This is a genomic window from Roseobacter cerffii, from assembly GCF_054226325.1.
Genome location: NZ_JBTBYJ010000003.1, coordinates 43,965 through 69,161, shown reverse-complemented (window position 1 = coordinate 69,161; position 25,197 = coordinate 43,965). Strand labels below are relative to the sequence as shown.

The following is a 25,197-nucleotide window of genomic DNA, read 5'->3' as shown; positions in this document are numbered from 1 at the left end:
GATCCAAGCCGTTGCAAGTCCGGCGCTGCCGATAAATCACCAGCCGCATTTCCGGGGAAAATGATCTAACGTATTTGGTTGGGACGCCCGCATTCCTATATGCGCGATGCAGGTAGCTGGAAAAGATGCGATGGTACGTACTTTCATTCTCATGGCCGCAATGACGGCCTTTGTCGGCGTCATTGGGCTGATGCTGGGTGGTGAGGTTGGGCTCATCATTGCCCTTCTCATAGCCTTTGGCATGAACTTCTTTGCCTACTGGAATTCAGACAAGGCGGTCTTGCGGATGCATGGCGCGCGCGCTGTAGATGCCCGTGCTGCGCCCGATCTTTGGCAAATGGCGGAAAGCATGGCGCGCCGCGCCGGCATGCCCATGCCTGCGCTCTACGTCATTGAAACCGAGCAACCCAACGCCTTTGCGACCGGACGCAACCCGGAGAATGCCGCCGTTGCCGTCACGCGGGGGCTCCTGCACAGCATGAGCCGCGAAGAGGTGGCCGGTGTCGTGGCCCATGAACTCGCGCACATCAAGAACCGCGACACACTCACCATGACGATCACGGCAACGCTTGCCGGTGCCGTTTCGATGCTTGCCAATTTTGCGATGTTTTTTGGCGGTGGACGGGACCGGCCCTTTGGTCTGATCGGCACCATCGCGATGGTGATCCTGGCACCCTTGGCCGCAGCCATGGTGCAGATGGCAATCAGCCGGGTGCGAGAATACGAAGCGGATGCCGAAGGTGCTGCCATCTGTGGCAACCCAGAATGGCTGGCCTCGGCACTCAACCGGCTTGGCGTGTTGTCAGGTCGGATCGACAACATCGCAGCAGAGCGTAACCCGGCCACGGCTCATCTGTTCATTGTGAACCCGCTGCATATGCAAGCGGTGGACAGCCTTTTCGCGACCCACCCACCAATCGAAAAGCGCGTCGCAAAGCTGCGTGCAATGGCCTCCTGACGTTAAAGAGCCTTCGCTCGCAGCGCACGTGTGGTCATACGTCAGTGGACCTCACGTCAAGCGGTCCGCTGCCTAGGGCTCGCCGTCACGTCTCAGGTGCAGAGCAGGCGCGGATCCGTCCTTGTTCTCACCAAAATAGATCGTCTGGTGAGGATAGGGGATTTCTATACCGCGTGCATCGAGAACGCGTTTGCACAGCTCATTGTAGGCCCGCCCAATGGCCCATTGCTTGCCGGGGGCACATTTGATGCGGGCGCGTAGGACAACGGCGCTGTCCCCAAGCGCCTGGACGCCGAACCATTCAAGTTCGCCTTGAATAAACGGACCATGCTCACCGGCGCGAAGCTGCTCGAATGCTTCCAGCATCGCATCGCGGCCATCATCAATGTTTTCTCGGTAAGCAATGCCTAGGTCACAGACATAGTAGGAGAAATCTTTGACGTAGTTCGAGACCATGTCGACAGAAGAGAACGGGATCAGATGCACGGTTCCGTTCACATCCCGAAGCGTGATCGACCGGATTGTCAGTTTCTCGGCAACGCCGGTGGTGCCACCCAAGGTCACGACATCGCCCACGTTGATCGCATTCTCGAACTGAATGAACACCCCGGTAATGATGTCCTGCACCAGTTTCTGCGCGCCAAAACCGATGGCAAGCCCCAAAACACCTGCCGATGCGATGAGCGGCGCGATGTCGATGCCCATCTCGGCGAGTGCGAACATTAGGATGATCACCATCAATACAATCGTCGCCGCATTCCTCAGGAGCGTCAGCAGCGTCTTTTCGCGAGACGTCGGCGTCGAGCCGTATTCGGGGTTCAGCCGGTAGTCCACCCAGGAGACCAGCGAGAGCCAGATGAGCATGCCAAAGAGCAGGATGAGGCCGACGCTGATAGCCGTCCCAATCACCCATCGGCCTGCGTCACTCTGCAGTAGCCCCTTAAAGTCCAGCAGCCCTGCAAATTCCAAGGCGAAGCCAAGCACACCGATCGTGACCACAACCCGCGCAATGGCGAGAACGCGGACAACGAGACCATTTAACCGGTCCTGCAGGGCTGGCAATCGGCTCCGCACCACCTCCGGCAGGCGCATGCCTTGGCCTCCGAAGCGAGAGAGCCCGCCCGAGATCAGCAGGCCCGCTGTGACAACGGCAATGACTTGGGCGGTGGTCAGCAGAACGGGCCAGATCAGCCCATCCGGCCTGGCGGCCACGATCACACCGAGACTAAGCAGGTAGGCCACAACCGGCACATACCAGTTGCGCGACAGAAAGCGGATCACACTGGGTTTTTCGTCGGGCGTTGGGCCCAGCAACCAGTCGGTCACGTCCCTCCGGCTTCGCATCACCAGCACCAGCGCCACAGCAATCGCGAGGAACGCCAGCAGCGTCGATACACCACGACCCGCGCTGAAAGACGCCTGCCGGTTCACGATTGGTACGACCAACAGCTGGCCGTATCCAATGATCGTGGCAATGCTTCCGAGCCAGCGTGATGTCCGTTTCGCTGCTCTGTCCGATATGGCGATGAACCGGAGCTCATCCGTACTCGGCGAAAAAACAGTGCGGATAGCCACCTTGGCCAACCCCACCAGCAGGAACGCATTCAGATAAAGCGATTGCCGAACGCCCATCGTGCCCGGATCGCCATGCAGATAGAGTGCTGCCAGGTAACCAAGCCCCCAAGCCAGAACGACGACTGCTGCATCAATCAGGGCCGTGGCAATCAAGACAGCCAGCGTCCGCAGCACGTCCCAATCATGCGCTCTGGCGCCCATCCGCCGATAGACTCTCTTTGCGAAGTACCGCAGAACGATGTAGCTAACCGTCGTCGCAATAAACACCACAGCCAGTGCGACAAGCGCGTCGATGAGCGCCGCCAATTGGTTGGTGTCCAGCGCTGACAACGTCATGACGACGGACGCAAGGCCGGTGAAGGCCGCTTCCAAGGAGCCGGCCGCCGTCTCAACAAAGCTAGAGGTTAACCGTGCAATCTGACGCCCGAAGGAGACACCCTCCTCCGCTTCGGGAATGGCTTCGGTTGCTCTAGCTACCTCTCGCAGACTGGCTATCAACGCCGCTCTGGCCTCTTCATTTTCCAGAAGGTCAATCAGTTGCTGCGTCTCAAGAGACGCGTTTGGTTCCTGAGCGAAGGCGTTACCCCCGAAACCAACAAGGCTTATGAAAGACGTAAACGCCAACACCAGCAGGCGCATAGAAGTTATCCCCGAACTGCAAAACTCCATGTGCCTAGCGCGCCCTGAATGTTTTCACAACCAGATCGCAAGCCAGCGGATATCTAACTTACAAATGCAGTTGCGCGGTTACTTTACGGCCGCGCCAATTGGTCCGAGCCAGAAACAAGCGTTGACTTTGGACGGCACAGGGGCGTGAGTACCACATGGATCAAGATCAACAGACGATCGTTGAGCAAGAAGTCGAAGAGGTGGCGTCTGCGGTTACCGAAACGCTGCTTCTTTTCTATCAATGGCTTCGCGAAAACCTCCTCGTCTTTGAAAGCGTCTACGAGTTAGCCGTGATCGTGGGCACGCTGTTCCTTGCGGCCGTGTTTCGCGCGCGCGTGTCGCGCTTTTTTGAGAAGCTGAGCACACAGCGAGAACTTGGTATCGCGCTCCAGCGCCTCATTCGCACGGTCTCTTCTATCGCCCTGCCCGTGACTTGGTCGATCCTGCTTTCAATCTCCATCGCGGGTTTCGAGGGCTATGGCCTGCCCATCGGGTTTATGCGCCTGGTGATCAGTTTGCTGGTTGCGTTCATTGTCATCCGCATCGTCTCCATTTTCATTCCCTCCGCCTACTGGAGCAGGGTCTTTTCCTGGGTTGCCTGGACGGCGGCTGCGCTGAATGCGGTCGGTGTTCTCGACACCGTGATCGAATTTTTGCGTGCAACCGGCCTGACCTTGGGTCCCGTCAACATCACCGCCTGGTCGCTCTTGAAAGGCGTCATGTTGGTGGCGCTTCTGATTTGGGGCGGGTCCCTGCTGACTGGCCTCGTGGAGCGCCGTCTTCAAACGATGGAGAAGATGAGTTCCGCGTTGCGGCTGCTGATCGTACGCATCCTTCGCATGGTCCTGGTGATCCTCGCGGTGGTGATTACGCTCGCGGCAATTGGTGTTGATCTGACCGTCTTCGCAGTCTTTTCTGGTGCACTTGGTATTGGCCTGGGTCTTGGTTTGCAGCGGACCGTCGGGAACCTCTTGGCGAGCTATACACTGCTTGCTGATCAATCCGTCAAACCTGGTGACGTGATCGAAGTCGAAACCGCCCATGGTCCGACCTACGGACAGGTGAGGAAGATGACCACGCGCTACGTGTCGGTGCGCACGCGAGATGGCACCGAAACACTCATCCCAAATGAAGTGCTGGTCTCAAACCCGGTAACCAATTGGTCGCATTCCGACAAGGTCACTCGCCGCAAAATGCCTGTCGGAATCGCATATGACGCAGACGTTGGGCTTGCTCTGAAACTTTGCATCGAAGCTGCGGGTGAGACAAATCGCATTCTGAAAGATCCCAAACCCAACTGCCTTATGCGCGAGTTCGGGGACAGCTCCATCAATATTGAACTGAGGTTCTGGATAAACGATCCGGAAAACGGGGTAGCAAACGTTACCAGTGATGTCATGCTGAGGGTATGGGAGAAATTTCAGACCAACGGAGTAGAGGTGCCGTTCCCGCAGCGCGACTTGAATGTCAAAGGTACGGTCGAGGTCGAAACCCCCAAACTTGCAAGCAACGCTTTAGGTCAAGACTAGGCCAAGATCAAAGCTGTCCGCACGGCTTGATGGGTTCGGTTGCCGTGAAGGCGACCTACATCACGGCCATGATAAAAGTGTAAATCTTGGAGCAAGCGTATGCGGACAGTTGTTTGCCGCATACGCGATTTTCAGTCGTCGAACCAAATCCTGACAATGGACCATGCATGGGCATGATGTGGGAGGCAACGATCAGCCCCCGTCAGCACCGATGATCTTTTTGCCACCCTTGTAAGCCAGCTTGCCAGCGCCGACGGCGCCTTTGGCAACAACCTTGGTGGTGCCCGCAGCAATGCCAACGGTGTTGTCGATGGCCTGGTCGGTTGTGCATCCGGTGACCGCGACAGCGGCGGCGATCAGGGTGACGCAGGCAGCTTTACGAGCATCAAACAATTTCATTTTCAAGTCTCCTTTTCCCAACAAAGAAGGGTTCAACTTCAGATGTGGAAGCTGACAGCGCGGGTTTCACGCGTTGGGACGGTCGTCCCGGCAGGCCAGTCCCAGAAGTCTGTTCGGCCCATCAACTTCCGCAAACCGGTCTCTACGGAGTTTTCACCAACAAGAAAAACGAATAAGAATTATGCTTAAAAGCAGAATTAATCATGGAAGGTTCACAGATGGACATTGCCCTGATCCGCACGTTCCTTGAAGTGGCCGCGACCGGCTCGTTCGTTAATGCCAGCGATCGGCTGTTCGTCACGCAATCGGCTGTGAGCCTGCGCATCCAGCGGTTGGAAGATGCGTTGGGCAAGGCGTTGTTCATCCGCTCTAAAGCTGGGGCGGAACTCACGTCCGCAGGGCGTGAGTTTGAACGCTACGCTTTGTCCCTTATCAAGATTTGGGAAGAGGCGCGCCAGCAAGTGGGTGTGCCAGAGGGGTTCACCAAGTCGCTGAGTGTCGCGGCACAGTACTCATTGTGGCCGCGTCTGGGTTTTCGGTGGGTGGATCACATGCAGGACGCCATGCCGACGCTCAACATCCGGGCCGAGTTGGGTATGCCCGACCGCATTATGCGCTTTCTGATCGAAGGCGTGGTGCAGATTGGCCTGATGTACAATCCGCAACTCCGACCTGGCCTGACGGCGCAGAAAGTGCTGGAAGAAGAGCTGGTCTTGGCTGCGTCCTTCGAAGGCACGGTTGATGACATCCGCGAGCACTATGTGTTTGTCGATTGGGGGGCGGAGTTCGTACACGCGCATGCGCTGGAGCTGCCGGAGTTGACCAACCCAGGCCTGACGCTGTCTTTGGGTGCAATGGCGGCTGACTACATCGCTAACCGCCACGCCGCGGCCTATCTCCCCGCGCGCTACATCAAGCGCTTTCTCGATCAGGGGCAGTTGCACTTGGTGCCCGACGCACCTGTCTTTCCTTATCCGGTCTGGTCGATCTGGCGAGACGATCTTGACCCGGCGATCATGTCAATAGCGGAAGCAAGTCTGGCAGCGATCAAAGATCAGATTGATGCCGAACAGACCGAGGTGCTGGAGGCGCTGGCTCAGATCAGTGAAGGCGACACGCCTGCAATTCTCGGAGGTGCCGAGGAAAGCTTATCCATTTAGAATACTTGCTTTATACCCAATTATTTTGAATTTCTCTGATAGTTAATCAACCTCTATCTCTTGCCTCAGCAGAAATGCTCCCGCCCTCTCGGGCCGGGTCACACTTTGTTGGGAAAGGATAGACCCATGCAAAAAAGTAACCTGCTGGCCGCTTCGGCCCTGGCACTTCTCCTGGCGTCTCCCGTGTTTGCGCAGGGCGCACTGGTTGGCGTCGATGCTCTCGACGACCGCATTGATGACATTCAGGAAGACGTCGCTGACGACCTGAACAACGCCGACGCGCGCGATCGCGACCGCTCGAACAACCAGTACGCACAAGGCTGGACCGGTAGCGTGGCCCTCGGCTTCTCTGCGACATCGGGCAACACCGATACCACCGACCTCGATCTGGCGGGTCGCTTCCGCTATGGCAATGGCCCATGGAACCATACCATTGGCTTCGCGCTCGAGTTCGCCGAGGACAATGACGTCAGCAACAAGGAAGAGATCTTTGCGACCTACGACGTGAACCGCTATCTCAATGGCGACTTCTACGTCTTTGGCCTCGGCTCGGTGCGCTATGACGACTTCGATAGCAACCGTTGGGACGCGTTTCTTGGCTTTGGTCCAGGCTACCGTGTGATCAATCAGAAGGATCAGACCTGGCGTCTGCAAGCTGGCCCGGGCCTGCGCTACATCGAAGATCAGAACGGTGCGAACAACACCGAGATCGCCGGGATCGCCTCGTCGCGCTACTACATCAAGTTCAACGAGAACATCTTCCTGACCAACGATACTGACATCCTGTTCTCCGATGAGGACACTGTTGTGACCAACGATCTCGGCGTGAACTTCCGGATGACAGATACGCTCTCGACCCGCGTGTCGTACCGCTCAGAGTGGGACAGCGACCCGCTGGCCAACTTCAGCAGCGCCGACAACTCCTTGGGCGTGTCGCTGGTCTACGGCTTCTAAGCCGACCTGAACTTTTCTCGGTAAACGTGGGGGCGGAGAGATCCGCCCTCCTTTTTCCAAACATGGCCGAACGCGAGGTCCCGACCATGACACATTTTGAAGCGGTCCATAAAACTGACTCTGGGTTTGTCGAAGTTCTGACCACTGTTCGTGACGGCGCCATCTTAGGGTATCGTCTCACGGGCGCTGCGGTCGGGCCTCAGCTGTTGGTTGCGGGCTTTTGCCCTGAAGCAGAGCTGGTCTTTGACCATCTGTTGCGGATTCCGACGCTCCCCTGGATGCGCGGCAATCTTGTTCTTATCCGGTTGGATGCGCTCGATGACATGTTGGGTGACTTGAACGACCTATCCTCTCTTGGTCTGATTGATCGGACCGTGATTTTACCTTGGGGAGGGAGGGCCCGCAGGTCTCGCCTCCCCTTGCTTGAAAGTGCAGGAGGCGCGGACCTTAGCCAGACAATGGCGTGCAAAAGGCCAACATGCAGTTGTGCCTGGCCCAACTTCGGATGGAACAGCAGACGTCATGCATGCAGCGATAGAGTACTCCAATGCGCGCGCCGCTCACCGAACTGTTGCTGATCAAGTGCAAGTTCGATAGGCCCCTGATCCGCTTCTAGCTGGACTTCTCAAAAACTGCGACACAACCACCAACACTCGGGAGTATATCGTCTTGATCGGCGAGATATACGAAGGCTCAATGCGCTGATGGGGAATCAGGCAATGATTTATGTGCAACCTTTATTCGATGACCATGCCGCTCGACGCGATGCGCAACATGTTCGATGTCGCGCCAGAAAACTCGACGGTCGGAAACATGGAGCCTCGCCGGTCGGTCTGGCCGAAGCACCGGGCGCCAATCGTCGTGGCAGACGGCGATATCAGAACGATGTGCCTCGCATCCTGGGGCTTTCTGACGCCGAACAAATCCAGGAAGACCGGGAAGTGGCTTTTGCCCACTGCATGGAACAACACCCGAGAAGACAAGGTATGGTCCACGCCACTTTGGTATGGAAGCTTCAAGAACCGGCGTTGCTTGGTCCCGGCTACAGCTTATGCAGAGGCAACGGGAAGTATGCCCGCAACCTATCATTGGGCGAATGTCAAAGACGCAGAGGGCTTTGCATTCGCTGGCATCTGGAAACACCAGATTGGCACGTTCGGTGACACTGACGTTGATGAGACAGTCTTCTCCATCATGACCACGACGCCGAATGAGTTTGCTGTGCAGTACCACAACCGAATGCCGGTGATACTTGATCGGAGAGACTACGATCAATGGCTTCGTGGGTCCGCTGATGAGGCGTACAGCTTGCTTGGCGGCTTGCCCGCTGATCGGATGCAGTTGATCGGTGAAGGCGAGGGAATGCGCGAGCAACCCGAAATGTGAGGCTGGACTCCGGACGAATGTTCCTATTATGTTCTCTCTGGTGTCGTGGCCGAAGATCAGAGATGAGACCCCTTACATTCTTAGCGTATGGTGCCCCTGCGGCCATCACGGGCAAATTCACTACCGAAACCTACCGCAGAACCTGACCTGGCCTGAGGTCAAGGCACGCTTTGTGTTTCGATGCATGGTCTGTCAGACGAAGACTGTCGATCCACGTGTAACCAAGAACACGATCAACCTACCGAAGGGCGGGTATCCTGACTTTCACGGCAAGCAGGAGTGACCGTTGGTCAACCTGGCCGGGCGCTTTCGGTGTAGGCGATGCGACTGTCGCGGGAGGGCAAGATATTACGTTTACCGGGCCGAATGTTTGGCAACAGAGGTGAGGTGATTGCAGGTCAGGGTCGCGGCTTCACTTTGGGAGCGGGTGACAGGCCGGTAGTCCAGCGCAAACAGCTGCTGCAAAAATGTGTTAAGCTGTCTATCAGCTGCTTGGCAATTTGCAGCGGCATGATTTTACATCGAAGACATTTGGAGGCGTTGGGTCGTGGATTTAGTTCCCAAGTTACCGGAAAGGCTTTGGGCCCAACTGATCCGATTTCCAACCAACTATGCAAGCTTGCTTCTTGGCCCGAGAGATTTTTTCAGGTCCATGAAAGAGCAAAGCGTCTCACGAAACAACGATGTGATTGTCGCTGCCTACTCCTTTGCATTCATCTGCTTGTCGGTTGGTGCTGCCGTTGGCGGATATCTAAACTTGGCAGGCAGACCGCAGCTCTTTGACATACAAGCAATCATCTTTGTTCTATTCGTCTGGTGCGTTACGGCGGTCGCCCTCCATCCTTTTCTGAAGCTCTTCAAGGCGACAGGAACTGCCGTTCAAACTATGGTTGTGGTCCTCTTCACATCTGCGGGGTTGCATATTGTTTGGATCCCGATATTCGCAATGGTCTCAAACGTGGTCACCGAGACACGAGTCGTCCTAACCTATGACTATGCGGTCTCTTACTCCATTGCATCCAGGGGTCGATGGGGAGACTCCGCCGAGCCGACGCTCAGAACAGCTGAAGAGATTGCCCGATACTTGGTGCCGAACTATTCAGAGAGTTATGTCCCCGAAAACGAGCCCCATAAAGATGGCACTGTGCTGCCGCCGATTGGGACGCCAAAGCCACCATTCATACCGATGGCGCAGAGAGGTTTGGATCGTATCCCGCTAGCATCTTCGGATCTACCTCCACCCGACCGAAGCGAGCAAGCGGGATTGGGGGCACACAGTACACCACTTCTGGCTGCAGTTTTAGCGGTCTACCTTGTGTCGCACATCATTTACCTTGGAATTGGGTTCTCGGAGGTTCATGGGAGGTCAGCCGTCTACTGGGTTTCGTTGGCATTCCTAGTGCCCATTGGCATACTGCTACTGACGGTGGTGCTGCTGGTCATCTTCTTGCTATTCGCAACTTAACTCGCAGCTCTTCGCCTCTAGTTTTGATCACAGCAACTGGCCAAAAACCTTAGGACCTCGTCCGCAGTCACCGCTCCAATCCCAAACATGCGGCTCCTGATGTCGTTGGCGCCGCATTCACGCAACAGGCGCCGCTGCGTTTAGGTAACGCAAGCCCATTCTGGATGACGCGCTTATGGTCATTCACTGATGCGCACGTGCGGATGGCGACGCAGCTTGACCAAGGAAATGCCGGGGGCTCTCTAACTTGCCCAGTGTTATGGAATCGCGTCAAGGTAGTGGCATGAAATGGCACGCAATGCTGACAACGCTTACACTGGCGCTGATTGCTGCAGTCTCTGGTCTCGCATGGTGGGGATACTGGTCCTGGCAAGAAGTCAGTGTCACCGTCCGCGCTGGAGCTCACAGTGGAACTCATTGTCTGGAAAACCGTAACTATCCTATTCCCGTCATAATCCAAAATAAGAGTTGGCATACTGTCGAACGTGTTCAGTTTCGGATCAGCATTAAGGAGAAAGGCGAAACCCCCGAGCTGACGAGCGGCACTCCCCGCGAGGCGGATCAAATCTTTGAGCCAGGAGATATGGCCAGTGCATGCTGGCAGATACCGCCGAGGATTGGACAACAATCAGAAGAACATCGACTTGAATTCGCCGAAGCAATTGCGCGAGATCCAAGCAGCTATGTTATCAGTGCTGAACGGCTGTCAGTCACGTTCAAGTAGGGCCCCCATCTCGCCAGTTCAAACGCCGGAAGCTTCCCGATCCTATGGACAATCGGAGGTCTCGTCAGTCGCAGGTAGCCCCGTTGCTTTCGGGTCAGAGCCGCGCGCTGGTTGTAACAAAAGGTTCTGCTGTACGTTAGACTAGCATTCGAAAGCTCTTGTGCGACATTTTGCTTCTACAGCTTGCCGTTCGCAAGGTCATCCAGATTGGCCCGATATGGCGCAATTTGTCCCCCATATGTCCCCCAGTGCCAGCTAAGGACCTGCCCGCCCACAGAAGGGTTCCTGTAAAGTATTGAAATTATTGGTTTCAGTGGTGAGCCGTGCAGGATTCGAACCTGCGACCCACTGATCGAAAGACAGGTGGTCACTGCATCTTGGTTGCGGCGGCAGTCGCCCATGACAGTCTTCAGCATTGCTCTGTTGGGGGATAGCGTAAACCCCACACCAATCCCACTACCAGCAGGTGGCCTGCTGCTACTTTTCGCAATGGCTGGCTTGTGGCGATTCCGGCGCTAGAATTTCAGCACCATGAAGTGGTCGCTCCTCGATTGACCATCTATCCTGACGCTGTCTTTGAACGTCGTGATGCGATGGAAACCGTGCCTTTCATAGAACGCGATGGCCCTTGGGTTTTCAGTATCTACGAATAGCTCGATTTGAGAGACACCAGCAGTCTTGGCTTCTTCGACCACGCCAATCATCATGGCGGTTGCGGCGCCCGAACCTTGCAAATCGTAGGTCACGAAAAACGGCCCAATCTCGCAGCGATGTCTTGTCCTTTCCAGGCGCTGAGGTCGGTAGCCACAAAAACCGCCGAGAAAGCCGTCCGCGAAAACGCCGCGCATGCCTCCGTAGCCTAGGATTTCGCGACAACGTGCCAGGCTGGTCGCGGATACCTCCTCAAAGGTCATCAGTGAGCCCAATGGAAAGTCGCGCGCTCCTTCGAGCCTCAACTCTTTCCATCGCTCAGCATGTTCTGCTCCAAGGGTACTGTAAGTGAACTCTACCAAAGCGCGCTTCCCTAGCTTCGACTGGCGTTAGACTGTACCAAGTTCACGCTAGCCATTCGCTCATCCTGAACACTTTCATTGCAGACCTAGAAACCTATCTCTCGAATATGGAAAGACTGCCGACGGAGAATGTCCAGCAGTATCCGCGCCCACCAGCGTTGGAGGCTGTACCGCAAAAGCTGAGCGTCTTGTTTGGCGGTGTTGAAATCGCCAACACGATCAGCGGTTTTCGCGTGCTGGAAACTCATCATGCTCCGACTTACTACATACCGCGCCAAGATGCGACTGGGCACTTGCTGCCAACCTCTGGCGGAAGCTTCTGCGAGTGGAAAGGCCGCGCCTCTTACTTTGACGTTCAGGCTGGCGAGGCGGTCGCCAGGCGGGCCGCGTGGACTTACGATGCCCCGACCGAGAGCTTTCAGAGGATTGCTGGTTACGTGGCGTTTTATGCTGGCCTGATGGAAGCGTGCTTCGTGGGCGAGGAGAGGGTCATCCCGCAGCCGGGCGACTTCTACGGCGGGTGGGTGACTTCCAATCTAGAGGGTATTCCCAAAGGCGCTCGCGGGACCGAGCACTGGTAGCTTTGACCGATGGGAACGGCTTAGCCTCCCGAAACATAGCTCACTGATCTTTGCAACTTACTGCCGGATCGCCACCTTCTCGAGGTGTCTCAGCGCGTTTGAACGGCATTGGTACGTCGTCGTAGTAGACTCTGTTTGCCATGAAGGGCCTCATAGTTCGAATTTCATTCGGTTGGTGTGGTGCTTACTTCGTAACGAGAGCGGAAACTGTGAAGCACTTCACATCGCGGTTTGACACTTTGTGATATCTCGCGATTGAATCATTTTTCCCAGACCGGGCCTACGCTGACTGTCCGCTCTGGGGTGCCTGCAAATCGTCGCATGGGGTTCGACTGCATTCCGTCGTACACCGATGCGTGTAACAATGTGACCATAGGGTGAAGCACAACCACGGGTAGTCGCGACCCAATCTCCCACCAGACTTAGACACTTTTCAGGCCAAATCGGCAATTTATCGCTTAATGTGCCGGTTTTGTTCACGCCTTGTTAAGGACTCTCACTGAAAACCGCAGCAACAAAACCACTAGCTTGGAGAACCAAATGGACCTTCCGGAAGCAATACAAATCGCAGAGCTTACAATGATCGATGCTGAGGCGCACGGCTTCGATGGCACTGCTAAAGCCATGAGGAACGTCCTAAACGAAATGCTCACAATCCAGCGTGGCATTGAAACAACAACGGATCGCTCCGCAGAGCGCCTTCAGGCGCTGGCAGCTTGGAATTAACAGATTTTTAGCCAATCTTTTTCGACAATTCCCCAAACTGACATTGCGGGGTTTAGAATGGTTCAATCAAATGAAATTCTTAATTCTATTCATGACCTTAAAGAGTTTGCGGAGGCAAATCAGCACGAAGGCTTGATCGCCGGACTAAAGGTCGCTCTAGAAGCATACATCAACGATGCCACTTCCGACGAGGAAACTAGAAAGGCCGCATTGGGCGCGCTCGACGAAGTCATTTGAACCAAAGGATTTGGCCCTTAGCGATGCCACGACACAAAGTCAGCCAGGGCCCGTTTGCCAAATCTGCTTTGAATGGGCAACCATGTGTTATGTGGCTTGAGGAAAGAAGAATTCCAAGTCTTGGACGTCATGGCAGTCCAACGTTAGGACGACCCGCTGCGGCGAACGCAAATGCAAAGCCATCACGCGCCAAAACAGTTTATCTGAGTTTGATCGCTTGCACCGGTTGGGCCTTGATCCTCTTCTGCGTGCTTAGGTTCGCCGGGCTCGTTTGAGCTGAATAGTCCCGAAGCATCTCGCAGTTTGTGTTTTGCCACTCGTTTGCTTCAGGCATCGAATGACAGATGCCGTCTTCAAGACTGAAGCACTGCTGACCCAAGTTGACGCTTAGTCAGCTGAATTCGTTCACTGTTTGATAACTGGCTTGATGTCTTAGTGCCGCATCGAGCCAATAAACTTATCAACTGAAGACTGTAGCCAACTAATGAGTACGGGAAGGGGCACCAGGTCGCTGATTGGCTGCTTTGATGCCTCTTTTTCTTCGTCTACAACCTCGCAATCTCTTCGGAAACTCGAGCCATCTCAACGACCAGTCGAGCGAAGGATTAGTTGGTCAGCACGCCAGTGGCGCCTCCAACAACCGCGCCTTCGACACAGCGTCCATTGACAAGCGTTTCTCCGACGGCGCAACCGATTGCAGCACCAACCAACCCACGCTCCAAGTCAGAGTCGATTGCGTCGCACGCCGTAATGGCAAACACTGAAGCAACAGCCGCAACTGCAATGAATTTGCGCATCTTCATCACCTCCCAAAGTGCAACGCCACTCTAGCAGGTATCCACCAAGTACGCGATTCATTCATGGTATTGGCTGCACCGGGAGAAGCGTTTCAGCCAATATCCGCTCTTGGCAGTATCTGGCTTGTTACAGTCTATTGGGGCTCGAGCAGATTCTCCGAAGTTTTGGGAGCCTATCACGCCTTGGCTTCTGTACTATCTGGTTGACGGTGCATGCGGGGTCCGAAACCTGTCGGGTACGTGACTTCATCACCAGGTTCGATCCTCGATGGATCGCGCTGCAGTCAGATTTGAATAACTCTCAAATTGATTGTTTGTCACTTTGCTCTCTTCAAGGTTGTGTGATTAGCCATAGAGAGATAGGTAAATGGCGACTAAAGGGATCAGCATAATTTCAAATGTTACAAGAGCTTGCTGAGGAATTGGGGATTGAATTGGTCGGAAACGAATTTCAGAAGGTGTTAGACTATTATGCCAAAGAGCCGTGCTTCCCAGAAAGCGGAGAACATGGTCCGCTTGTCGGTCCGCCCGAAAGCCCAAATACACAGAACTTCAATGCTTGACATGCCACCAACCGCGGACTTGAAATCGCGGCCTTCGCCTTTGCGGATGTTCAGCCTGAGATTAATCGTATGCTCTGCCTTGGCCCTCCTGATCTTCAACATGATCAAGTTCGCCGGGCTGATCTAGAACAGCTGTCTTGTCCTTCCCCCTTAGAACTGGGCCATTACATTGGCCACGAGAGGGGCGGTGGACATGGCGAGGAAGCGACATTCAGAAGAAGACGTTTTGAAGCTGCTGCGTGAGATTGAGCTGAAGCTGACGGCTGGTGATGATGTGGCATCGGCGTGTCGCAGTGTCGGGATCAGCGATGCGACGTACTACAATTGGCGGAAACGGTTTGGTGGGATGGGCCGGTCGCAGCAGTCGGAGATGAAGAGCTTGGAGAATTGGAGCCAATTAAGCAAACGATCCGGGGGATCGTTTGTCAGGCGGAACAACGCGCGGCTGAAGAGGATCGTCGCGGAGCTTGAACTGGATAAGCTCATTCTCATGGAAAGACTGAACCATCTAAAGCCCAGGGCCTGACCACAGCGGAGCCCCGTCAGGCCGTCATTCACACACGTCAGAAGCTCGCGACGTCTAAGCGGCGGACGTGCCGGGTGGTTGGCCTTGCGCGGAGCTCCCTGCAGTATCGCCGAGCATCCAAGAACGATGATGCGTTGCGGTTGGCAATCATCCGGCTGGCAAAGGCAATACGGTCGATATGGCTATCGCAAGGTCGTCCTTGGTTGCGCCATTGGTCCGAGCAACCAATGGACGACGAACTGCTCCACATCGAAGGCTGGCCCCTCTCGGCAGATTTGGCCTTGCCAAATCGCCTGCCGGGCAACGGATCAATCACAAAAAGGTCGAGCGACGAGACCTTGTCCGCCATTGGTCCGAGGACAACGGGCGAGTGGCGTGAGGAAGGATTGCAGCTTCCACAGAGACACAAGAAGCGACGCCGGCTCTATCACAAGGACAGCTCGATCATCCGATTGAGGCCCACCCATCCGAACCCGTCTGGGCCATCCATTGCCCGGCAGGCGATTGCAAAGCAATCTGCCGAGAGGGGACTTCGTGCACGACGAGCTCAGCAATGGGTGCAGCTAGAAGATGCGGACGGTTCTGGACGAGTTCACGCGGCAGGCTCTGGCAGTGAAGGTTCGCACTAGGATGGGAGCCGACGATGTCCTCGAAGCGCTTTATCCGCTGCTCCTGAGCCACGGCACCCCAGAGTACATCCGGTCAGATAACGGACCAGAGTTCGCAGCGGAGGCGATGCAGGACTGGCTTATACGCGTTGGTATCAAGCCGATCCGAATTTACCCCGGATCGCCCTGGGAGAACGGATACAACGAGCGCTTCAATGACACGCTGCGCCGAGAGGCTCTCAATGCGGAGTGGTTCACGACGATCGAGCAGGCACAGATCGTCATCAATCACTGGCTCAGGCAGTATAATCACACTCGGCCGCATCAGGCACTAAACATGCGTCCGCCCGTTCCAGAAACCATATTAGAGAAGCCGCCGATTAGTGGCCCAGAGGCAGGGGGCTAGACATTGCGCGGCTTACTCATCCGCCGCGATCAGGCCGAGGCCTCGCAGGTAGATGCCGATGCCGGTTTCTAGCCGGTCGGCGGCCAGAAAGGGCAAGGCCCGTCCGGGCGAGTTGTGGGCAAAAGCTCGACCACTCCGTGGCTCATCGCGCAGATATGCGCCGAGAAAACTACCACGGGAGGCCGCTTTTCCGCCGGGATATGCTGGCTGAGATCGACCGCGCCCTCTTCCAGCACGGCATTGGCACGCAACCCTGATCCGCGATCTAGCCACCGCCGACTTCCTCGATCATCAGCGCAACCTGGTCCTGATCGGTGGAACTGGCGCCAGCAAAACACACGTCGCGGTCAGCATTGCCCGCGCCTGCATTCGGCAAGGCCGGCGAGGTCGGTTCTTCAATGTCGTAGACCTCGTGAACAAACTGGACGCGGAGGCGCGCGTGGTGCGGCAAGAGCCCACTACCGATTGACATACCCACTTCTCGACTGACGTCCAAGTGCCTTCCGATATCACAAAACGAACAGGTTTCTGAGTTTTGCTTTGCAGAACTGAGTCATGTCCTTTGATTCTCACCGAATGGCCGGTCGGTCCCGCGAACTGTGAGTTGCCCTGCCGATCGTCGCTGCGCTGCTTTCGAATGGTCGGTTTTCAGGCCGCCTTGCAGAGACAACGACCATGCGAATGCGGCACAGTTTGCGATGACCGAGTCGGGCTCATTGCCGTCCTTGGAGCAGACGCAGCATTGCCCCCTGCCCCAACTCAATCAGATCTCGTCTCGGCCCAATCCGGACCTTCGACCCACCTTCGCGATGCTGCGGCGCGGCCCGTCAGAGGAGACATTCGCTGCGAACATGAGATTCACGGTTGTTTGAACTCACACGTTGCGGAAGGAACCGATCCAGTGCTTGCAGCTGGCTTTTTTGGTCACTCGGTATTTCTGCAGGAGTATTGCACCAGAAGAAGGGCTCACGCTGTAAATTTGACCACTACAGCTCAACCAAACCGAGGATATGGTTCGGCGCCAGGAATTTCCCCGGTTTGCGCATGCTGCAGGTTGCGACGCTTGGTCGAAAAACCTCAACTCAGTCCGCTTGATGACGCCAGCAGCCAATCGGTATCCTGCGAGGCGGCAATTCCTGGGTCGCACTCTGCATCTCCAGGAAAAAACCCGTCATTGTCGGGCAGCAAGAGTTGCACCATGTCCGAGATATCTGCAGGACGATTGGGGCGAACCTCATTGGCTTTAAACACCATTGCTGGGCTCACGCGACGAAAGCGCAAGCTGTAGCCGTCTACCAACCCAGAAACGCTTTGGTTGCGAGCAGTTAGGTCACAGAGGCCCGCGTCATGACCCTCGATGCAGATCGAGAACAGTTGTGCTGCGATATACGGCGAAACGCCCAGGCAGATCAGCTCCGGGACGTTTCGTGAGTGTTCAAGGCCGATGGTGAAGGCAAAACCAGGCAGTCCGGAAGACGGATCATGTCTTGAGATCTGAGCATAACCGTTCTCGGCAATCATCTTCTGGACCCATGCCTCAACGTCGGGGTGGCCTTCCACAGGAGACTTAGTCTGCATATCTGTTCCCCCAACGGAGCAATCGTTAACGTTCTGTTAACGTCTCGCATTAAGGAATTTGGTGCAACGCCGTCGTAGAATCATGGTAAATGTTGGCTGTTGTTATGGCATTGTGCGCGATTGATCCCAACTAAGTGTGAAAAGCCATACATCAGCTTGGGCAAGTCGGATGCGATTTATGTCAAAGCGACTTGCGAAGCCGCAACCCGTCAGATCATGAGCTTTGTAGCGATCAAAAACAGTTGAGAAGGGGTCCACCCTGCGGTCACTTCTGGGCAGTGATCTTTGAGCCCGTCCAAGGCGGCAGACTCAATGCTCCGCGTACCGTATTTCCTACCTTTCGCGACGCCTTCGGCACGCGCAGGAGATAAACAGCGTTGTACGGTTATCGGCCACGCTTCATCAAGACCTCGACATGCGCAGCAGTACTTGCCGCGAGAGCATTCAGATCATAGCCGCCCTCAAGTGTTGAAACGACGCGCCCATCCGCATGGGTGTCCGCAAGATCGCAAAGCGCTTCCGTAATCCAAGCGAAATCCGCTTCTTTCAGAGCAAGCTGAGCCAAGGGGTCGTCCTCATGGGCGTCAAATCCGGCCGATATTACGATCAGCTCAGGGGCAAAGCTATCGAGCGCTGGTAGCCCATGTGTTTCCCAGGCCCTGCGGAAACCAGCGCCACCGGTGCCGGGGCTGAGCGGTAGGTTCATCACGTTGCCGTGCGCGCCGGTCTCGTCGCGATCACCGGTGCCAGGCCAAAGTGGCATCTGGTGGCTGCCCACGAAAAGCGTGCGCGCTTCGTCCCAGAGCAAATCCTGGGTGCCGTTGCCGTGATGCACGTCGAAGTCGACAACCGCAACCCGGGACAGCCCATGTTGATCAAGCGCGCGTTTGGCAGCGATGGCCGCATTTCCAAAGAGGCAAAAGCCCATGGAATTTTCGGCTTCGGCATGATGACCCGGTGGCCGCGTGGCGCAAAAAGCGTTCGCGATCTCCTCATCAAGAACTGCGTCTACGGCCGCACCAGCAGCACCAACGGCCCGCAGTGCCGCCGCCCATGAGCCAGGGGACACATGCGTATCGGCGTCGAACGCGCGGGTCCCCGTTGCAGGGATGGCGGCTTCAATCCTTGTCACATAGCTCTGAGGATGGCAGCGCCGCAATTCAGGCGGATCTGCCATCGGAGCGTCGCGTCGATCAAGGGCTGAAAACCGATCATCAGACAAAGCCGCTGCGATCGCCTCCAGCCTCTCGACCCGCTCCGGGTGGCCCTGCGGCGTTACATGTGCATGGCTATCTGCGTGTGAATAGAGGGCCGTGGTCATTTGCGTTGATTAACCCTTAAGATTTTAATCATCCCTTGTTGATATTGCAGCGCCGTCAAGTAGCAAAGAAGGAATAAGCCATGGCAGCAGATGTCAGCGAAATGAGTGCATCTGAGTTAGACAAGTTGAGCGCGAAGATCGAGAAACGAAGACAGGAGCTGATCCGCCAAGAAGCTCTTGCGCAGATGGAAGCCGTCGCAAAAAAACACGGGGTGGACTTCGCCGAAATAGCTCGTCTGCACAGCGCGAAGCTCCCAAAAACGCCGAAGAAGGTGACACGCAAAGCTGCTCCCAAGGCAGCGGCTAAAACGGCAACCAAGTCGAAACGAACAGCTGCACCAAAGACCGTCTCCAAGTCGGCAGTGAAATCAACAAGCAAGCCGCCGATGAAGGCTGCTCCAAAGCTGGCCAAGAAGTCGAACGTGGTTTCGAAGGCCAAGTACAAGAACCCGGACAATCCGAAACAAACCTGGTCTGGCATGGGTCGCAAGCCAGCTTGGTTCATCGCCCATCTGGCGGCAGGAAAGAAACCGGAAGGGTTGGCGGCTTAGTCCAATTGAGCTTTCAACTGCAACAACGCTGAAAATGCCTGCGCCCCGCTAGATGGCGCGGGCATTGCTCGCCTTCTCCCGTTCCGAAGTGAAACCTTGGACGATCTGAGCCGGTCTTGAGAAGGACGGCCCATTCCGGACCTTCGACCCAAGTTCAAGATGCTGCGGTCGCAGCCCGCTTACCGGACATTCGCCGCGCATGCGAGATTTCGTGATGGTCGAAATCACACAAGCGGGACGTTGCTGCTATTCGAAGCGTCGATCTGAACGACCGCTTTGCTCATTCTGAAAAATGAAGCCTTCTCATACTTGACGATATGTGCGGACCGCACATAATTGCGTCGAAACGCGAAATCACCATGATTGACTATGAATTCAAGCCGCTTGATGCGCGCACCTGGGACGATTTTGCGGGCCTTGTTGAGGAGAACAATGGCGTCTGGGGCGGGTGCTGGTGCCTGTGGTATCACGGGAAAGAAGGTGCGGACGCCTCGGTGGAACAAAAGCGCGCGATGAAAGAGGCGCGCGTCAAAGCTGGCGAAGCACACGCCGCTCTTGTTTTTCACGACGGCAAGTGTGTCGGATGGTGCCAGTTCGGCTCAACTTCTGAGTTGCCACGCATTTACAACGCGCGGGCCTACCAAAAGGATAACCCCAAGCTACCGGACTGGCGTATCACGTGCTTCTTCTCCGGCAAAGGACATCGAGGTGGTGGCGTCGCCTCAGCAGCTCTCACAGGGGCAGTCGAACAGATCAAGGCCCTCGGCGGAGGGCGGGTTGAGGGCTATCCAGAAGACATCGAAGGCCGCAGGGCGACGCCTGCGTTTCTATTCAACGGGGCGCTGCACATGTTTGATAGGTTGGGTTTTGAGCGATCTCGCAAAATCGGAAAACACAAATGGGTCGTCACACTTGATTTGTAATTCTTGGTCAGAGTTATGACCGTGACTTGACGGATAGCGGCAAGTCCCCAAACAGACCCGGCTCACTGCCAACATCTGCCCCTTCGATTTCCAGCATCTTCAGTTTGAGTTCCACTCCGCCAGGTGCCGAAAACCCGGTGAGACGTCCGCCCGCACCCAAGACACGGTGGCACGGAACATTGATGGGAAGAGGATTGCGGCCCAGGGCTTGCCCGACCTCTCTGGCGCCGGAGGTCGAGGTTTCGCCCGGAGCCAGGGTTCGTGTCGCCGCGTAGACCTTTTCCGCAAAGGGATCGACGCTTCCAAAATCGCAAGCGACGAGTGAAAGGTCTGCGCGATCCCCTTCGAGAAGAGCAGTTATGGCTATGATCGCCCTTTGAATAGTCTCAGGTGGCGAACCCTCTTTCGCTCTTCGCTGATTTGCAAAGAAACGGGACGTCGCTGCTGGTTGCGTATCCGGAAGGCGGGTCGCGATCACGATATTGCCGCTCCATGCCATGCCGCATCGTCCGATGGGTGTCGGGAATAGTGCGAACTCTGCGGCACGCGTCTCTCTGGTCATCCGCTCATGTTCTTGGGTGGCTGGGGCAATTGCAAGAAAGCCAACGTCGCCGCCGCGATTGTCACGCTTACAAACATCAGGGCGGCGCGCGGGGCCTCGATGCCGTAATCCGCGGCCAACGTGCCTGCGGTTCCGCTGAGCCATTGCATCGCGGCGACACCGCCGAACATCGCCATCGTGAACACGCTCAGCGCCCGGCCCGTCATCTCCGCCGGATAGGAGGAACGCACATCCGCGTATTGCATCGTAACATATCCCCCGGATAGCCCGGTGAAGATTGCAAGCGCCGTATCGAACCCCGCGTTCCATCCAAGGGCAAGCCCCGCAAACTGCACCGCATAGGCAGCGCTGAACCAAATGATAATCTTGCGGCGTCCGCTTGGTCCCGGGTCGATGCGCCCGAAGAGATACGGACCGATAATGACGGCAATAGAGATGACCAGCGCGATGTGACCGACTTCGATGAGCGAAAAGCCGTAGCGCTCCGTCAAAAGCGGACCGATCCAGAGTCCGCGCAAGGCCATGAAGGCCGCATAGGTGACAGCACCAAGACAGCAGATGCCAAGCGTATGCGGTTGCGCAATAACCGATCCCAGACCGCGCAGTTCGGTTCTGATGGACTGGTTTTGTGTCCCACGCTTGTGCGGTTCTTTTTCCAGGAAACAAAACACGGCGACCCAGCTGAGCGCCGCCAGTCCCGTGAGCACGGCGAAACCCAGCCGCCAGGACCACACCTCGATTACCCAAGCCAGAGGCGTGCCCGTCATCAGCATGCCCACGCCTCCTGTAGCGAGGATGATTCCGGACAAGGATGCGAACCTCTCCGGCGGGTAGCGGCGGGACACCAGCACCATTGCGGCCAGAAGCGCGGGCGCGCAACCTATTCCCAGCAGGCATTGCCCGAGGATCAGGACATCCACCCGGTGTGCCATCGCCGAAACGGCACCACCGATCAACGCCACGACGAAGGCGACCAGAACGGTGCTCCTGGGTCCGTAGCGATCGAGCGATATGCCAACCGCCGGTTGAGCCAGTGCAAAGGCCAGATGAAAAGACCCGGCGATTGCACCCAGCGCTTGGGCTGAGGCGTTGAACTCGTCTGCCAAAGGTTCGGCTGCGATACCGGTAACAGTGCGGAAAGCGTGGCTGAGGACAAAGACGAAGACCAGCGCCGCCAACATCAGGGGGACGCTCTTTTCCAGATGCTGAGTTGCTGGGTCAGACGGCACTTGGCGGGCTCTGCCTGTGTCGGGTGGATTCCTCTTCCGAAAGCCTCACCGCATCAAACCGTTGAGCTCTGGATAAGGCATTCCGCCCTCAACCCAACCGAACGTGCCATCGGTATGAAGCTCTTGCGCCGCATGTTGCAGTCGGCCCGCAATGGCACTGTAGAATTGTGAACCAACGCTGATACGGCGGACCCCGCGCGCCGCGAAATCGGACACGGTTCCTTCGTTTCCGATACCCGCCAGAACATTGATCGGTGTTTGGACGTGGCCAACAACCTTGTCGACGTCCGCAAGCGTCATGAGCGCGGGGGCAAACAGTAGATCGGCTCCCGCCTCTTCATAAAGCGTCAGGCGTGCGAGAATCTCATCGAGATCGCAGGCTCCAGCAAAGAGACCATCCGCGCGGGCGCAGAGAACGAAGGGGCGATCCAAACCGCGAGCGGCTTCGACAGCTGCGACGATCCGTTCCTTTGCCAGCCCCCTGTCGAAGAGGGGTGCGGCCGGGTCACCCGTGGTATCTTCGATGGACCCGCCAGCGAGACCCGCATCGGCAGCGAGGCGGATCGTTTCCGCGACAGTTTCAGGCGACGCTCCAAAGCCGTTCAGCAGGTCGCCGGAGACAGGAATGTCGACGGCGTTTACGATGGCCTTGGCATTTGCCAGAAGCAGGTCTCGTGACGTCGCGCCGTCCTTTTGGCCAGCTGCCCACGCAAATCCCGCACTGGTGGTGCCAAGAGCCGAGAAGCCCGCGGCCTCCAGCACTCTTGCAGACCCCGCATCCCAGGCATTCGCCATCACAAAGCATCCGCTTGCGTGCAGCTCTTCGAAACGCTTCGCCTTTTCCTTTGTGCTGACGGTCACTTCTCTCTCCTGTATTCCATTGCGATGCGGGGACTTGTTCAGAGAACGGCGTAGAACCGATGTATCGGTCCGCCGTCGCCGGTGCGCGATTTGGTGACCGCGACGATGTTGTTGAGCCAGGCATACCGCGGGTCGCCCGTCTCGAACTGCGGCGCAGCACGGAAGTAATAGCGCCATGCACCTTCCGGATCGTCCGCCTTGGTGACATCCACTGCATAGTCGGCATCTTCGGGGGCGGACCAGAAGCGCCCTTGCCAGTGAACGTAGATCAGCGCGTTGTCATGGGTTTCCCATGTGAAGCGCACGTCAAGATCACCGACGCCATCGGCGCGAATGTTCACCCAGTCCGCACCTGCATCTTCCGTCACACGGCCGCGCAAATGCGGGCCGTCGAAGGTGCCGCCAGTGACGTTGAAGATGACGCGTTGACCGCCTGGCCCTGGGCCTGTGGTCGTGGGCGGCAGTTGAAGCTGTACCCGCGCCTCCGTGAGAAACACCAATTCGGGCGGTGCCTCTGCATCCCAGCCATCGGGGCTAAGCACTACACCGCCACCGTTGGGATCCATTTCATGTGCCTGGCTTTCCCCGGCCAGTGCGGCCGCGCCCAGTGCGCCAGCACCTATGAGCATACTTCTTCGCGTGTAATCCATCAGATACCGTCCTTGTTCGTGTCATTTATTTGAAGCTTGATAGAGTTCGATCAGTTCTCCGCTTGGCCCTTGCAGGAAGGCCATGCGCATGGGTTCCGGTCGTGCGCCGGACATGATCACATCGAGCGGCGTGCCGTCCCATTCCTCTTTGGGCACAGGAATGTCGAACTGCACTCCACCAGCTGAGAGCGCCCGTGCGTAGGCGGCATCGACATCGGCAACGGCCAGGGCCAGATGGTTCATCGGGAAACCGGGTGGGGACAGCTCGCCATCACCTGCAGGGTGCAATTCGATGTAACGACCTTCTCCCGCCTCCAGAAAGACGCTTGCCACGGCGAATGGGAATTTGCGCTCGCTGCGCACACCGATGATGTCATCGAACTCTTCGCGCAGGGTAAGCCCGAGGCCTTCGGTGTAGAAGCGGGCTGACGCCTCCATGTCGGACACGAAGAGACTAACGTGATGCAGAACGGGGCATGCCATCGGGCGAAACACCCGATCTTCCAGCTTAGTTGCCCCTATTCTCTTTGGCCCTTCTTCCGACATCGCGCGCTCCTCGCATTGCCTTTCGATCTTGCGCGATCAGAAATACGTGCGCTGCGCACATATCGTCAAGTTGAAAATCGTGCGGTGCGCACATAATGTGGTGCCATGACAGATCGAACAGCCAATCTTCTCGGGGTCGTTGGCCTCGCTGTGGCCGACCGGATCGAGGATGTCGCGCGCGATGTTCTGGGCCGCGTCGGCGAAACACCCGCAGCCCTGGTCGTAATCGGGCACGGCACCGGGTTATCCAACGACGGGCTGCGCCGCATCCTTGGCCGATCGCACCCGGGAACTGTGAGGCTCGTCGACCGGCTTGTTGCCGATGGCCTTGTCAAGCGCACCGAAGGCCAAGACCGACGTGCCGTTGCACTGCGACTGACCGCTAAGGGCCATGCTATCCGCGACGAGCTTCTTCGCGCACGTTTGTCCGCTGTGGATGCTCTTCTGATGCCTCTGTCCGCAAAGGAACGTGAGTTGCTGGATATCCTTATCGCGAAGATCCTGAACTCCATGGACACGACGGCAACTGAGCGGCGAACGCTTTGCCGACTATGCGACGTTCAGGTCTGCGAAAACTGCCCAATACCGGCCAGTGAAGGAAGAGTGGCGTGATACGGCGAAGGTCGAAGCAAGACCATCCGTACCTCCTCAAATGAGCCTCCCCATCTGAATTGGTCCACCGTTATGTTTAGGAAACGGA

General features: G+C 56.6%; 26 protein-coding genes and 2 pseudogenes. 16 read left to right on the top strand and 12 right to left on the bottom strand.

Annotated features, from left to right (window positions below):
- The first annotated feature begins 106 nt into the window (after positions 1-106).
- Positions 107-958, top strand: coding sequence for a zinc metalloprotease HtpX (gene htpX, locus ACVC7O_RS22055; RefSeq protein WP_458326270.1), 852 nt, complete (start codon positions 107-109; stop codon positions 956-958).
- A gap of 72 nt (positions 959-1,030) precedes the next feature.
- Here htpX and ACVC7O_RS22050 read toward each other — a convergent pair whose 3' ends face one another.
- Positions 1,031-3,172: a mechanosensitive ion channel domain-containing protein gene (locus tag ACVC7O_RS22050; RefSeq protein WP_458326269.1), complete on the bottom strand. Its 2,142-nt coding sequence runs from the start codon at positions 3,170-3,172 to the stop codon at positions 1,031-1,033.
- A 185-nt stretch (positions 3,173-3,357) separates the two neighbouring features.
- Here ACVC7O_RS22050 and ACVC7O_RS22045 point away from each other — a divergent pair, with 185 nt between their 5' ends.
- Positions 3,358-4,731, top strand: coding sequence for a mechanosensitive ion channel family protein (locus ACVC7O_RS22045; protein ID WP_458326386.1), 1,374 nt, complete (start codon positions 3,358-3,360; stop codon positions 4,729-4,731).
- A gap of 192 nt (positions 4,732-4,923) precedes the next feature.
- On the opposite strand, the gene ACVC7O_RS22040 is transcribed toward ACVC7O_RS22045, so the two are convergent.
- Positions 4,924-5,130, bottom strand: coding sequence for a hypothetical protein (locus tag ACVC7O_RS22040; protein WP_458326385.1), 207 nt, complete (start codon positions 5,128-5,130; stop codon positions 4,924-4,926).
- A 218-nt stretch (positions 5,131-5,348) separates the two neighbouring features.
- On the opposite strand from ACVC7O_RS22040, the gene ACVC7O_RS22035 reads away from it, so the two are divergent.
- From ACVC7O_RS22035 to ACVC7O_RS22015, 5 genes are all read left to right on the top strand, one after another.
- Positions 5,349-6,290, top strand: coding sequence for a LysR family transcriptional regulator (locus ACVC7O_RS22035; RefSeq protein WP_458326384.1), 942 nt, complete (start codon positions 5,349-5,351; stop codon positions 6,288-6,290).
- A gap of 126 nt (positions 6,291-6,416) precedes the next feature.
- The gene (locus tag ACVC7O_RS22030; RefSeq protein ID WP_458326383.1) at positions 6,417-7,244 is read left to right on the top strand and encodes a DUF481 domain-containing protein; all 828 of its coding nucleotides are present in this window, start codon (positions 6,417-6,419) and stop codon (positions 7,242-7,244) included.
- Positions 7,245-7,970: 726 nt separating this feature from the next.
- Positions 7,971-8,630 (top strand): SOS response-associated peptidase, encoded by a 660-nt coding sequence (locus ACVC7O_RS22025; RefSeq protein ID WP_458326382.1) that lies wholly within the window; start codon positions 7,971-7,973, stop codon positions 8,628-8,630.
- A gap of 547 nt (positions 8,631-9,177) precedes the next feature.
- Positions 9,178-10,095: a hypothetical protein gene (locus ACVC7O_RS22020; RefSeq protein WP_458326381.1), complete on the top strand. Its 918-nt coding sequence runs from the start codon at positions 9,178-9,180 to the stop codon at positions 10,093-10,095.
- A gap of 283 nt (positions 10,096-10,378) precedes the next feature.
- Positions 10,379-10,819, top strand: a complete 441-nt coding sequence (locus tag ACVC7O_RS22015; protein WP_458326380.1) for a hypothetical protein — start codon at positions 10,379-10,381, stop codon at positions 10,817-10,819.
- Between the two features lie 515 nt (positions 10,820-11,334).
- Here ACVC7O_RS22015 and ACVC7O_RS22010 read toward each other — a convergent pair.
- Positions 11,335-11,733: a GNAT family N-acetyltransferase gene (locus ACVC7O_RS22010; protein ID WP_458326379.1), complete on the bottom strand. Its 399-nt coding sequence runs from the start codon at positions 11,731-11,733 to the stop codon at positions 11,335-11,337.
- A 206-nt stretch (positions 11,734-11,939) separates the two neighbouring features.
- Between ACVC7O_RS22010 and ACVC7O_RS22005 the strand changes: the two genes are divergently transcribed.
- The 3 genes from ACVC7O_RS22005 (at position 11,940) to ACVC7O_RS21995 (ending at position 13,376) form a co-directional block, all read left to right on the top strand.
- On the top strand, positions 11,940-12,413 hold the full coding sequence (locus tag ACVC7O_RS22005) for a DUF427 domain-containing protein (protein ID WP_458326378.1): 474 nt from the start codon (positions 11,940-11,942) through the stop codon (positions 12,411-12,413).
- A gap of 540 nt (positions 12,414-12,953) precedes the next feature.
- Positions 12,954-13,139 carry a hypothetical protein gene (locus ACVC7O_RS22000; RefSeq protein WP_458326377.1) on the top strand — a complete coding sequence of 62 codons (186 nt, stop codon included), beginning with the start codon at positions 12,954-12,956 and terminating at the stop codon, positions 13,137-13,139.
- 57 nt (positions 13,140-13,196) lie between these two features.
- Entirely contained in the window at positions 13,197-13,376 is a 180-nt protein-coding gene (locus ACVC7O_RS21995; RefSeq protein ID WP_458326376.1) for a hypothetical protein, read from the top strand.
- 605 nt (positions 13,377-13,981) lie between these two features.
- Here the strand turns inward: ACVC7O_RS21995 and ACVC7O_RS21990 are convergent.
- Positions 13,982-14,173 (bottom strand): hypothetical protein, encoded by a 192-nt coding sequence (locus ACVC7O_RS21990; protein ID WP_458326375.1) that lies wholly within the window; start codon positions 14,171-14,173, stop codon positions 13,982-13,984.
- A gap of 756 nt (positions 14,174-14,929) precedes the next feature.
- Here ACVC7O_RS21990 and ACVC7O_RS21985 point away from each other — a divergent pair.
- Both ACVC7O_RS21985 and ACVC7O_RS21980 read left to right on the top strand, forming a co-directional pair.
- Positions 14,930-15,262 carry a transposase gene (locus ACVC7O_RS21985; RefSeq protein WP_458326374.1) on the top strand — a complete coding sequence of 111 codons (333 nt, stop codon included), beginning with the start codon at positions 14,930-14,932 and terminating at the stop codon, positions 15,260-15,262.
- A gap of 570 nt (positions 15,263-15,832) precedes the next feature.
- Positions 15,833-16,276 carry an integrase core domain-containing protein gene (locus ACVC7O_RS21980; protein ID WP_458326373.1) on the top strand — a complete coding sequence of 148 codons (444 nt, stop codon included), beginning with the start codon at positions 15,833-15,835 and terminating at the stop codon, positions 16,274-16,276.
- Between the two features lie 12 nt (positions 16,277-16,288).
- On the opposite strand, the pseudogene ACVC7O_RS21975 reads toward ACVC7O_RS21980, so the two are convergent.
- A pseudogene (locus ACVC7O_RS21975) lies at positions 16,289-16,524 on the bottom strand (TetR/AcrR family transcriptional regulator); the annotation flags it as partial.
- Positions 16,525-16,529: 5 nt separating this feature from the next.
- Between ACVC7O_RS21975 and ACVC7O_RS21970 the strand changes: the two are divergent.
- Positions 16,530-16,742: pseudogene (locus tag ACVC7O_RS21970) on the top strand (ATP-binding protein); the annotation flags it as partial.
- Positions 16,743-17,353: 611 nt separating this feature from the next.
- Here ACVC7O_RS21970 and ACVC7O_RS21965 read toward each other — a convergent pair.
- Positions 17,354-17,854: a DUF4262 domain-containing protein gene (locus tag ACVC7O_RS21965; protein ID WP_458326372.1), complete on the bottom strand. Its 501-nt coding sequence runs from the start codon at positions 17,852-17,854 to the stop codon at positions 17,354-17,356.
- A 385-nt stretch (positions 17,855-18,239) separates the two neighbouring features.
- On the bottom strand, positions 18,240-19,175 hold the full coding sequence (locus ACVC7O_RS21960; RefSeq protein ID WP_458326371.1) for a histone deacetylase family protein: 936 nt from the start codon (positions 19,173-19,175) through the stop codon (positions 18,240-18,242).
- An 80-nt stretch (positions 19,176-19,255) separates the two neighbouring features.
- Between ACVC7O_RS21960 and ACVC7O_RS21955 the strand changes: the two genes are divergently transcribed.
- Both ACVC7O_RS21955 and ACVC7O_RS21950 read left to right on the top strand, forming a co-directional pair.
- A complete protein-coding gene (locus tag ACVC7O_RS21955; RefSeq protein WP_458326370.1) occupies positions 19,256-19,726 on the top strand; it encodes an H-NS histone family protein in 471 nt (156 codons plus the stop codon).
- A 359-nt stretch (positions 19,727-20,085) separates the two neighbouring features.
- Positions 20,086-20,649, top strand: a complete 564-nt coding sequence (locus ACVC7O_RS21950) for a GNAT family N-acetyltransferase (protein ID WP_458326369.1) — start codon at positions 20,086-20,088, stop codon at positions 20,647-20,649.
- A 13-nt stretch (positions 20,650-20,662) separates the two neighbouring features.
- Here ACVC7O_RS21950 and ACVC7O_RS21945 read toward each other — a convergent pair whose 3' ends face one another.
- The 5 genes from ACVC7O_RS21945 to ACVC7O_RS21925 all read right to left on the bottom strand — a co-directional run bounded on the left by ACVC7O_RS21945 (position 20,663) and on the right by ACVC7O_RS21925 (position 24,497).
- On the bottom strand, positions 20,663-21,211 hold the full coding sequence (locus ACVC7O_RS21945; protein ID WP_458326368.1) for a methylated-DNA--[protein]-cysteine S-methyltransferase: 549 nt from the start codon (positions 21,209-21,211) through the stop codon (positions 20,663-20,665).
- A complete protein-coding gene (locus ACVC7O_RS21940; RefSeq protein ID WP_458326367.1) occupies positions 21,208-22,392 on the bottom strand; it encodes an MFS transporter in 1,185 nt (394 codons plus the stop codon). The genes ACVC7O_RS21945 and ACVC7O_RS21940 overlap by 4 nt, the downstream gene beginning before the upstream one ends.
- Positions 22,393-22,485: 93 nt before the next feature.
- Positions 22,486-23,301 (bottom strand): isocitrate lyase/PEP mutase family protein, encoded by an 816-nt coding sequence (locus tag ACVC7O_RS21935; RefSeq protein WP_458326366.1) that lies wholly within the window; start codon positions 23,299-23,301, stop codon positions 22,486-22,488.
- A gap of 38 nt (positions 23,302-23,339) precedes the next feature.
- On the bottom strand, positions 23,340-23,951 hold the full coding sequence (locus ACVC7O_RS21930) for a DUF3237 domain-containing protein (protein WP_458326365.1): 612 nt from the start codon (positions 23,949-23,951) through the stop codon (positions 23,340-23,342).
- A gap of 21 nt (positions 23,952-23,972) precedes the next feature.
- Positions 23,973-24,497, bottom strand: coding sequence for a VOC family protein (locus ACVC7O_RS21925; protein ID WP_458326364.1), 525 nt, complete (start codon positions 24,495-24,497; stop codon positions 23,973-23,975).
- A gap of 105 nt (positions 24,498-24,602) precedes the next feature.
- Between ACVC7O_RS21925 and ACVC7O_RS21920 the strand changes: the two genes are divergently transcribed.
- Complete coding sequence (locus ACVC7O_RS21920) at positions 24,603-25,109, top strand: MarR family winged helix-turn-helix transcriptional regulator (RefSeq protein ID WP_458326363.1); 507 nt, start codon at positions 24,603-24,605, stop codon at positions 25,107-25,109.
- Positions 25,110-25,197: the final 88 nt, after the last annotated feature.

Excerpts from the sequence above, each read along its gene's own strand:
- ACVC7O_RS21945 (WP_458326368.1), bottom strand. The coding sequence starts at position 21,211 with ATGACCAGAGAGACGCGTGCCGCAGAGTTCGCACTATTCCCGACACCC.
- ACVC7O_RS21925 (WP_458326364.1), bottom strand. The coding sequence starts at position 24,497 with ATGTCGGAAGAAGGGCCAAAGAGAATAGGGGCAACTAAGCTGGAAGAT.
- ACVC7O_RS22000 (WP_458326377.1), top strand. The coding sequence starts at position 12,954 with ATGGACCTTCCGGAAGCAATACAAATCGCAGAGCTTACAATGATCGAT.
- ACVC7O_RS22025 (WP_458326382.1), top strand. The coding sequence starts at position 7,971 with ATGTGCAACCTTTATTCGATGACCATGCCGCTCGACGCGATGCGCAAC.
- ACVC7O_RS21930 (WP_458326365.1), bottom strand. The coding sequence starts at position 23,951 with ATGGATTACACGCGAAGAAGTATGCTCATAGGTGCTGGCGCACTGGGC.
- ACVC7O_RS22010 (WP_458326379.1), bottom strand. The coding sequence starts at position 11,733 with ATGACCTTTGAGGAGGTATCCGCGACCAGCCTGGCACGTTGTCGCGAA.
- ACVC7O_RS21960 (WP_458326371.1), bottom strand. The coding sequence starts at position 19,175 with ATGACCACGGCCCTCTATTCACACGCAGATAGCCATGCACATGTAACG.
- ACVC7O_RS22030 (WP_458326383.1), top strand. The coding sequence starts at position 6,417 with ATGCAAAAAAGTAACCTGCTGGCCGCTTCGGCCCTGGCACTTCTCCTG.
- ACVC7O_RS21955 (WP_458326370.1), top strand. The coding sequence starts at position 19,256 with ATGGCAGCAGATGTCAGCGAAATGAGTGCATCTGAGTTAGACAAGTTG.
- ACVC7O_RS21940 (WP_458326367.1), bottom strand. The coding sequence starts at position 22,392 with ATGTTGGCGGCGCTGGTCTTCGTCTTTGTCCTCAGCCACGCTTTCCGC.
- ACVC7O_RS21965 (WP_458326372.1), bottom strand. The coding sequence starts at position 17,854 with ATGCAGACTAAGTCTCCTGTGGAAGGCCACCCCGACGTTGAGGCATGG.
- ACVC7O_RS22035 (WP_458326384.1), top strand. The coding sequence starts at position 5,349 with ATGGACATTGCCCTGATCCGCACGTTCCTTGAAGTGGCCGCGACCGGC.
- ACVC7O_RS21980 (WP_458326373.1), top strand. The coding sequence starts at position 15,833 with ATGCGGACGGTTCTGGACGAGTTCACGCGGCAGGCTCTGGCAGTGAAG.
- ACVC7O_RS21990 (WP_458326375.1), bottom strand. The coding sequence starts at position 14,173 with ATGCGCAAATTCATTGCAGTTGCGGCTGTTGCTTCAGTGTTTGCCATT.
- ACVC7O_RS22050 (WP_458326269.1), bottom strand. The coding sequence starts at position 3,172 with ATGCGCCTGCTGGTGTTGGCGTTTACGTCTTTCATAAGCCTTGTTGGT.
- htpX (WP_458326270.1), top strand. The coding sequence starts at position 107 with ATGCAGGTAGCTGGAAAAGATGCGATGGTACGTACTTTCATTCTCATG.
- ACVC7O_RS21985 (WP_458326374.1), top strand. The coding sequence starts at position 14,930 with ATGGCGAGGAAGCGACATTCAGAAGAAGACGTTTTGAAGCTGCTGCGT.
- ACVC7O_RS21950 (WP_458326369.1), top strand. The coding sequence starts at position 20,086 with ATGATTGACTATGAATTCAAGCCGCTTGATGCGCGCACCTGGGACGAT.
- ACVC7O_RS22045 (WP_458326386.1), top strand. The coding sequence starts at position 3,358 with ATGGATCAAGATCAACAGACGATCGTTGAGCAAGAAGTCGAAGAGGTG.
- ACVC7O_RS21995 (WP_458326376.1), top strand. The coding sequence starts at position 13,197 with ATGGTTCAATCAAATGAAATTCTTAATTCTATTCATGACCTTAAAGAG.
- ACVC7O_RS22015 (WP_458326380.1), top strand. The coding sequence starts at position 10,379 with ATGAAATGGCACGCAATGCTGACAACGCTTACACTGGCGCTGATTGCT.
- ACVC7O_RS22005 (WP_458326378.1), top strand. The coding sequence starts at position 11,940 with ATGGAAAGACTGCCGACGGAGAATGTCCAGCAGTATCCGCGCCCACCA.
- ACVC7O_RS22040 (WP_458326385.1), bottom strand. The coding sequence starts at position 5,130 with ATGAAATTGTTTGATGCTCGTAAAGCTGCCTGCGTCACCCTGATCGCC.
- ACVC7O_RS21920 (WP_458326363.1), top strand. The coding sequence starts at position 24,603 with ATGACAGATCGAACAGCCAATCTTCTCGGGGTCGTTGGCCTCGCTGTG.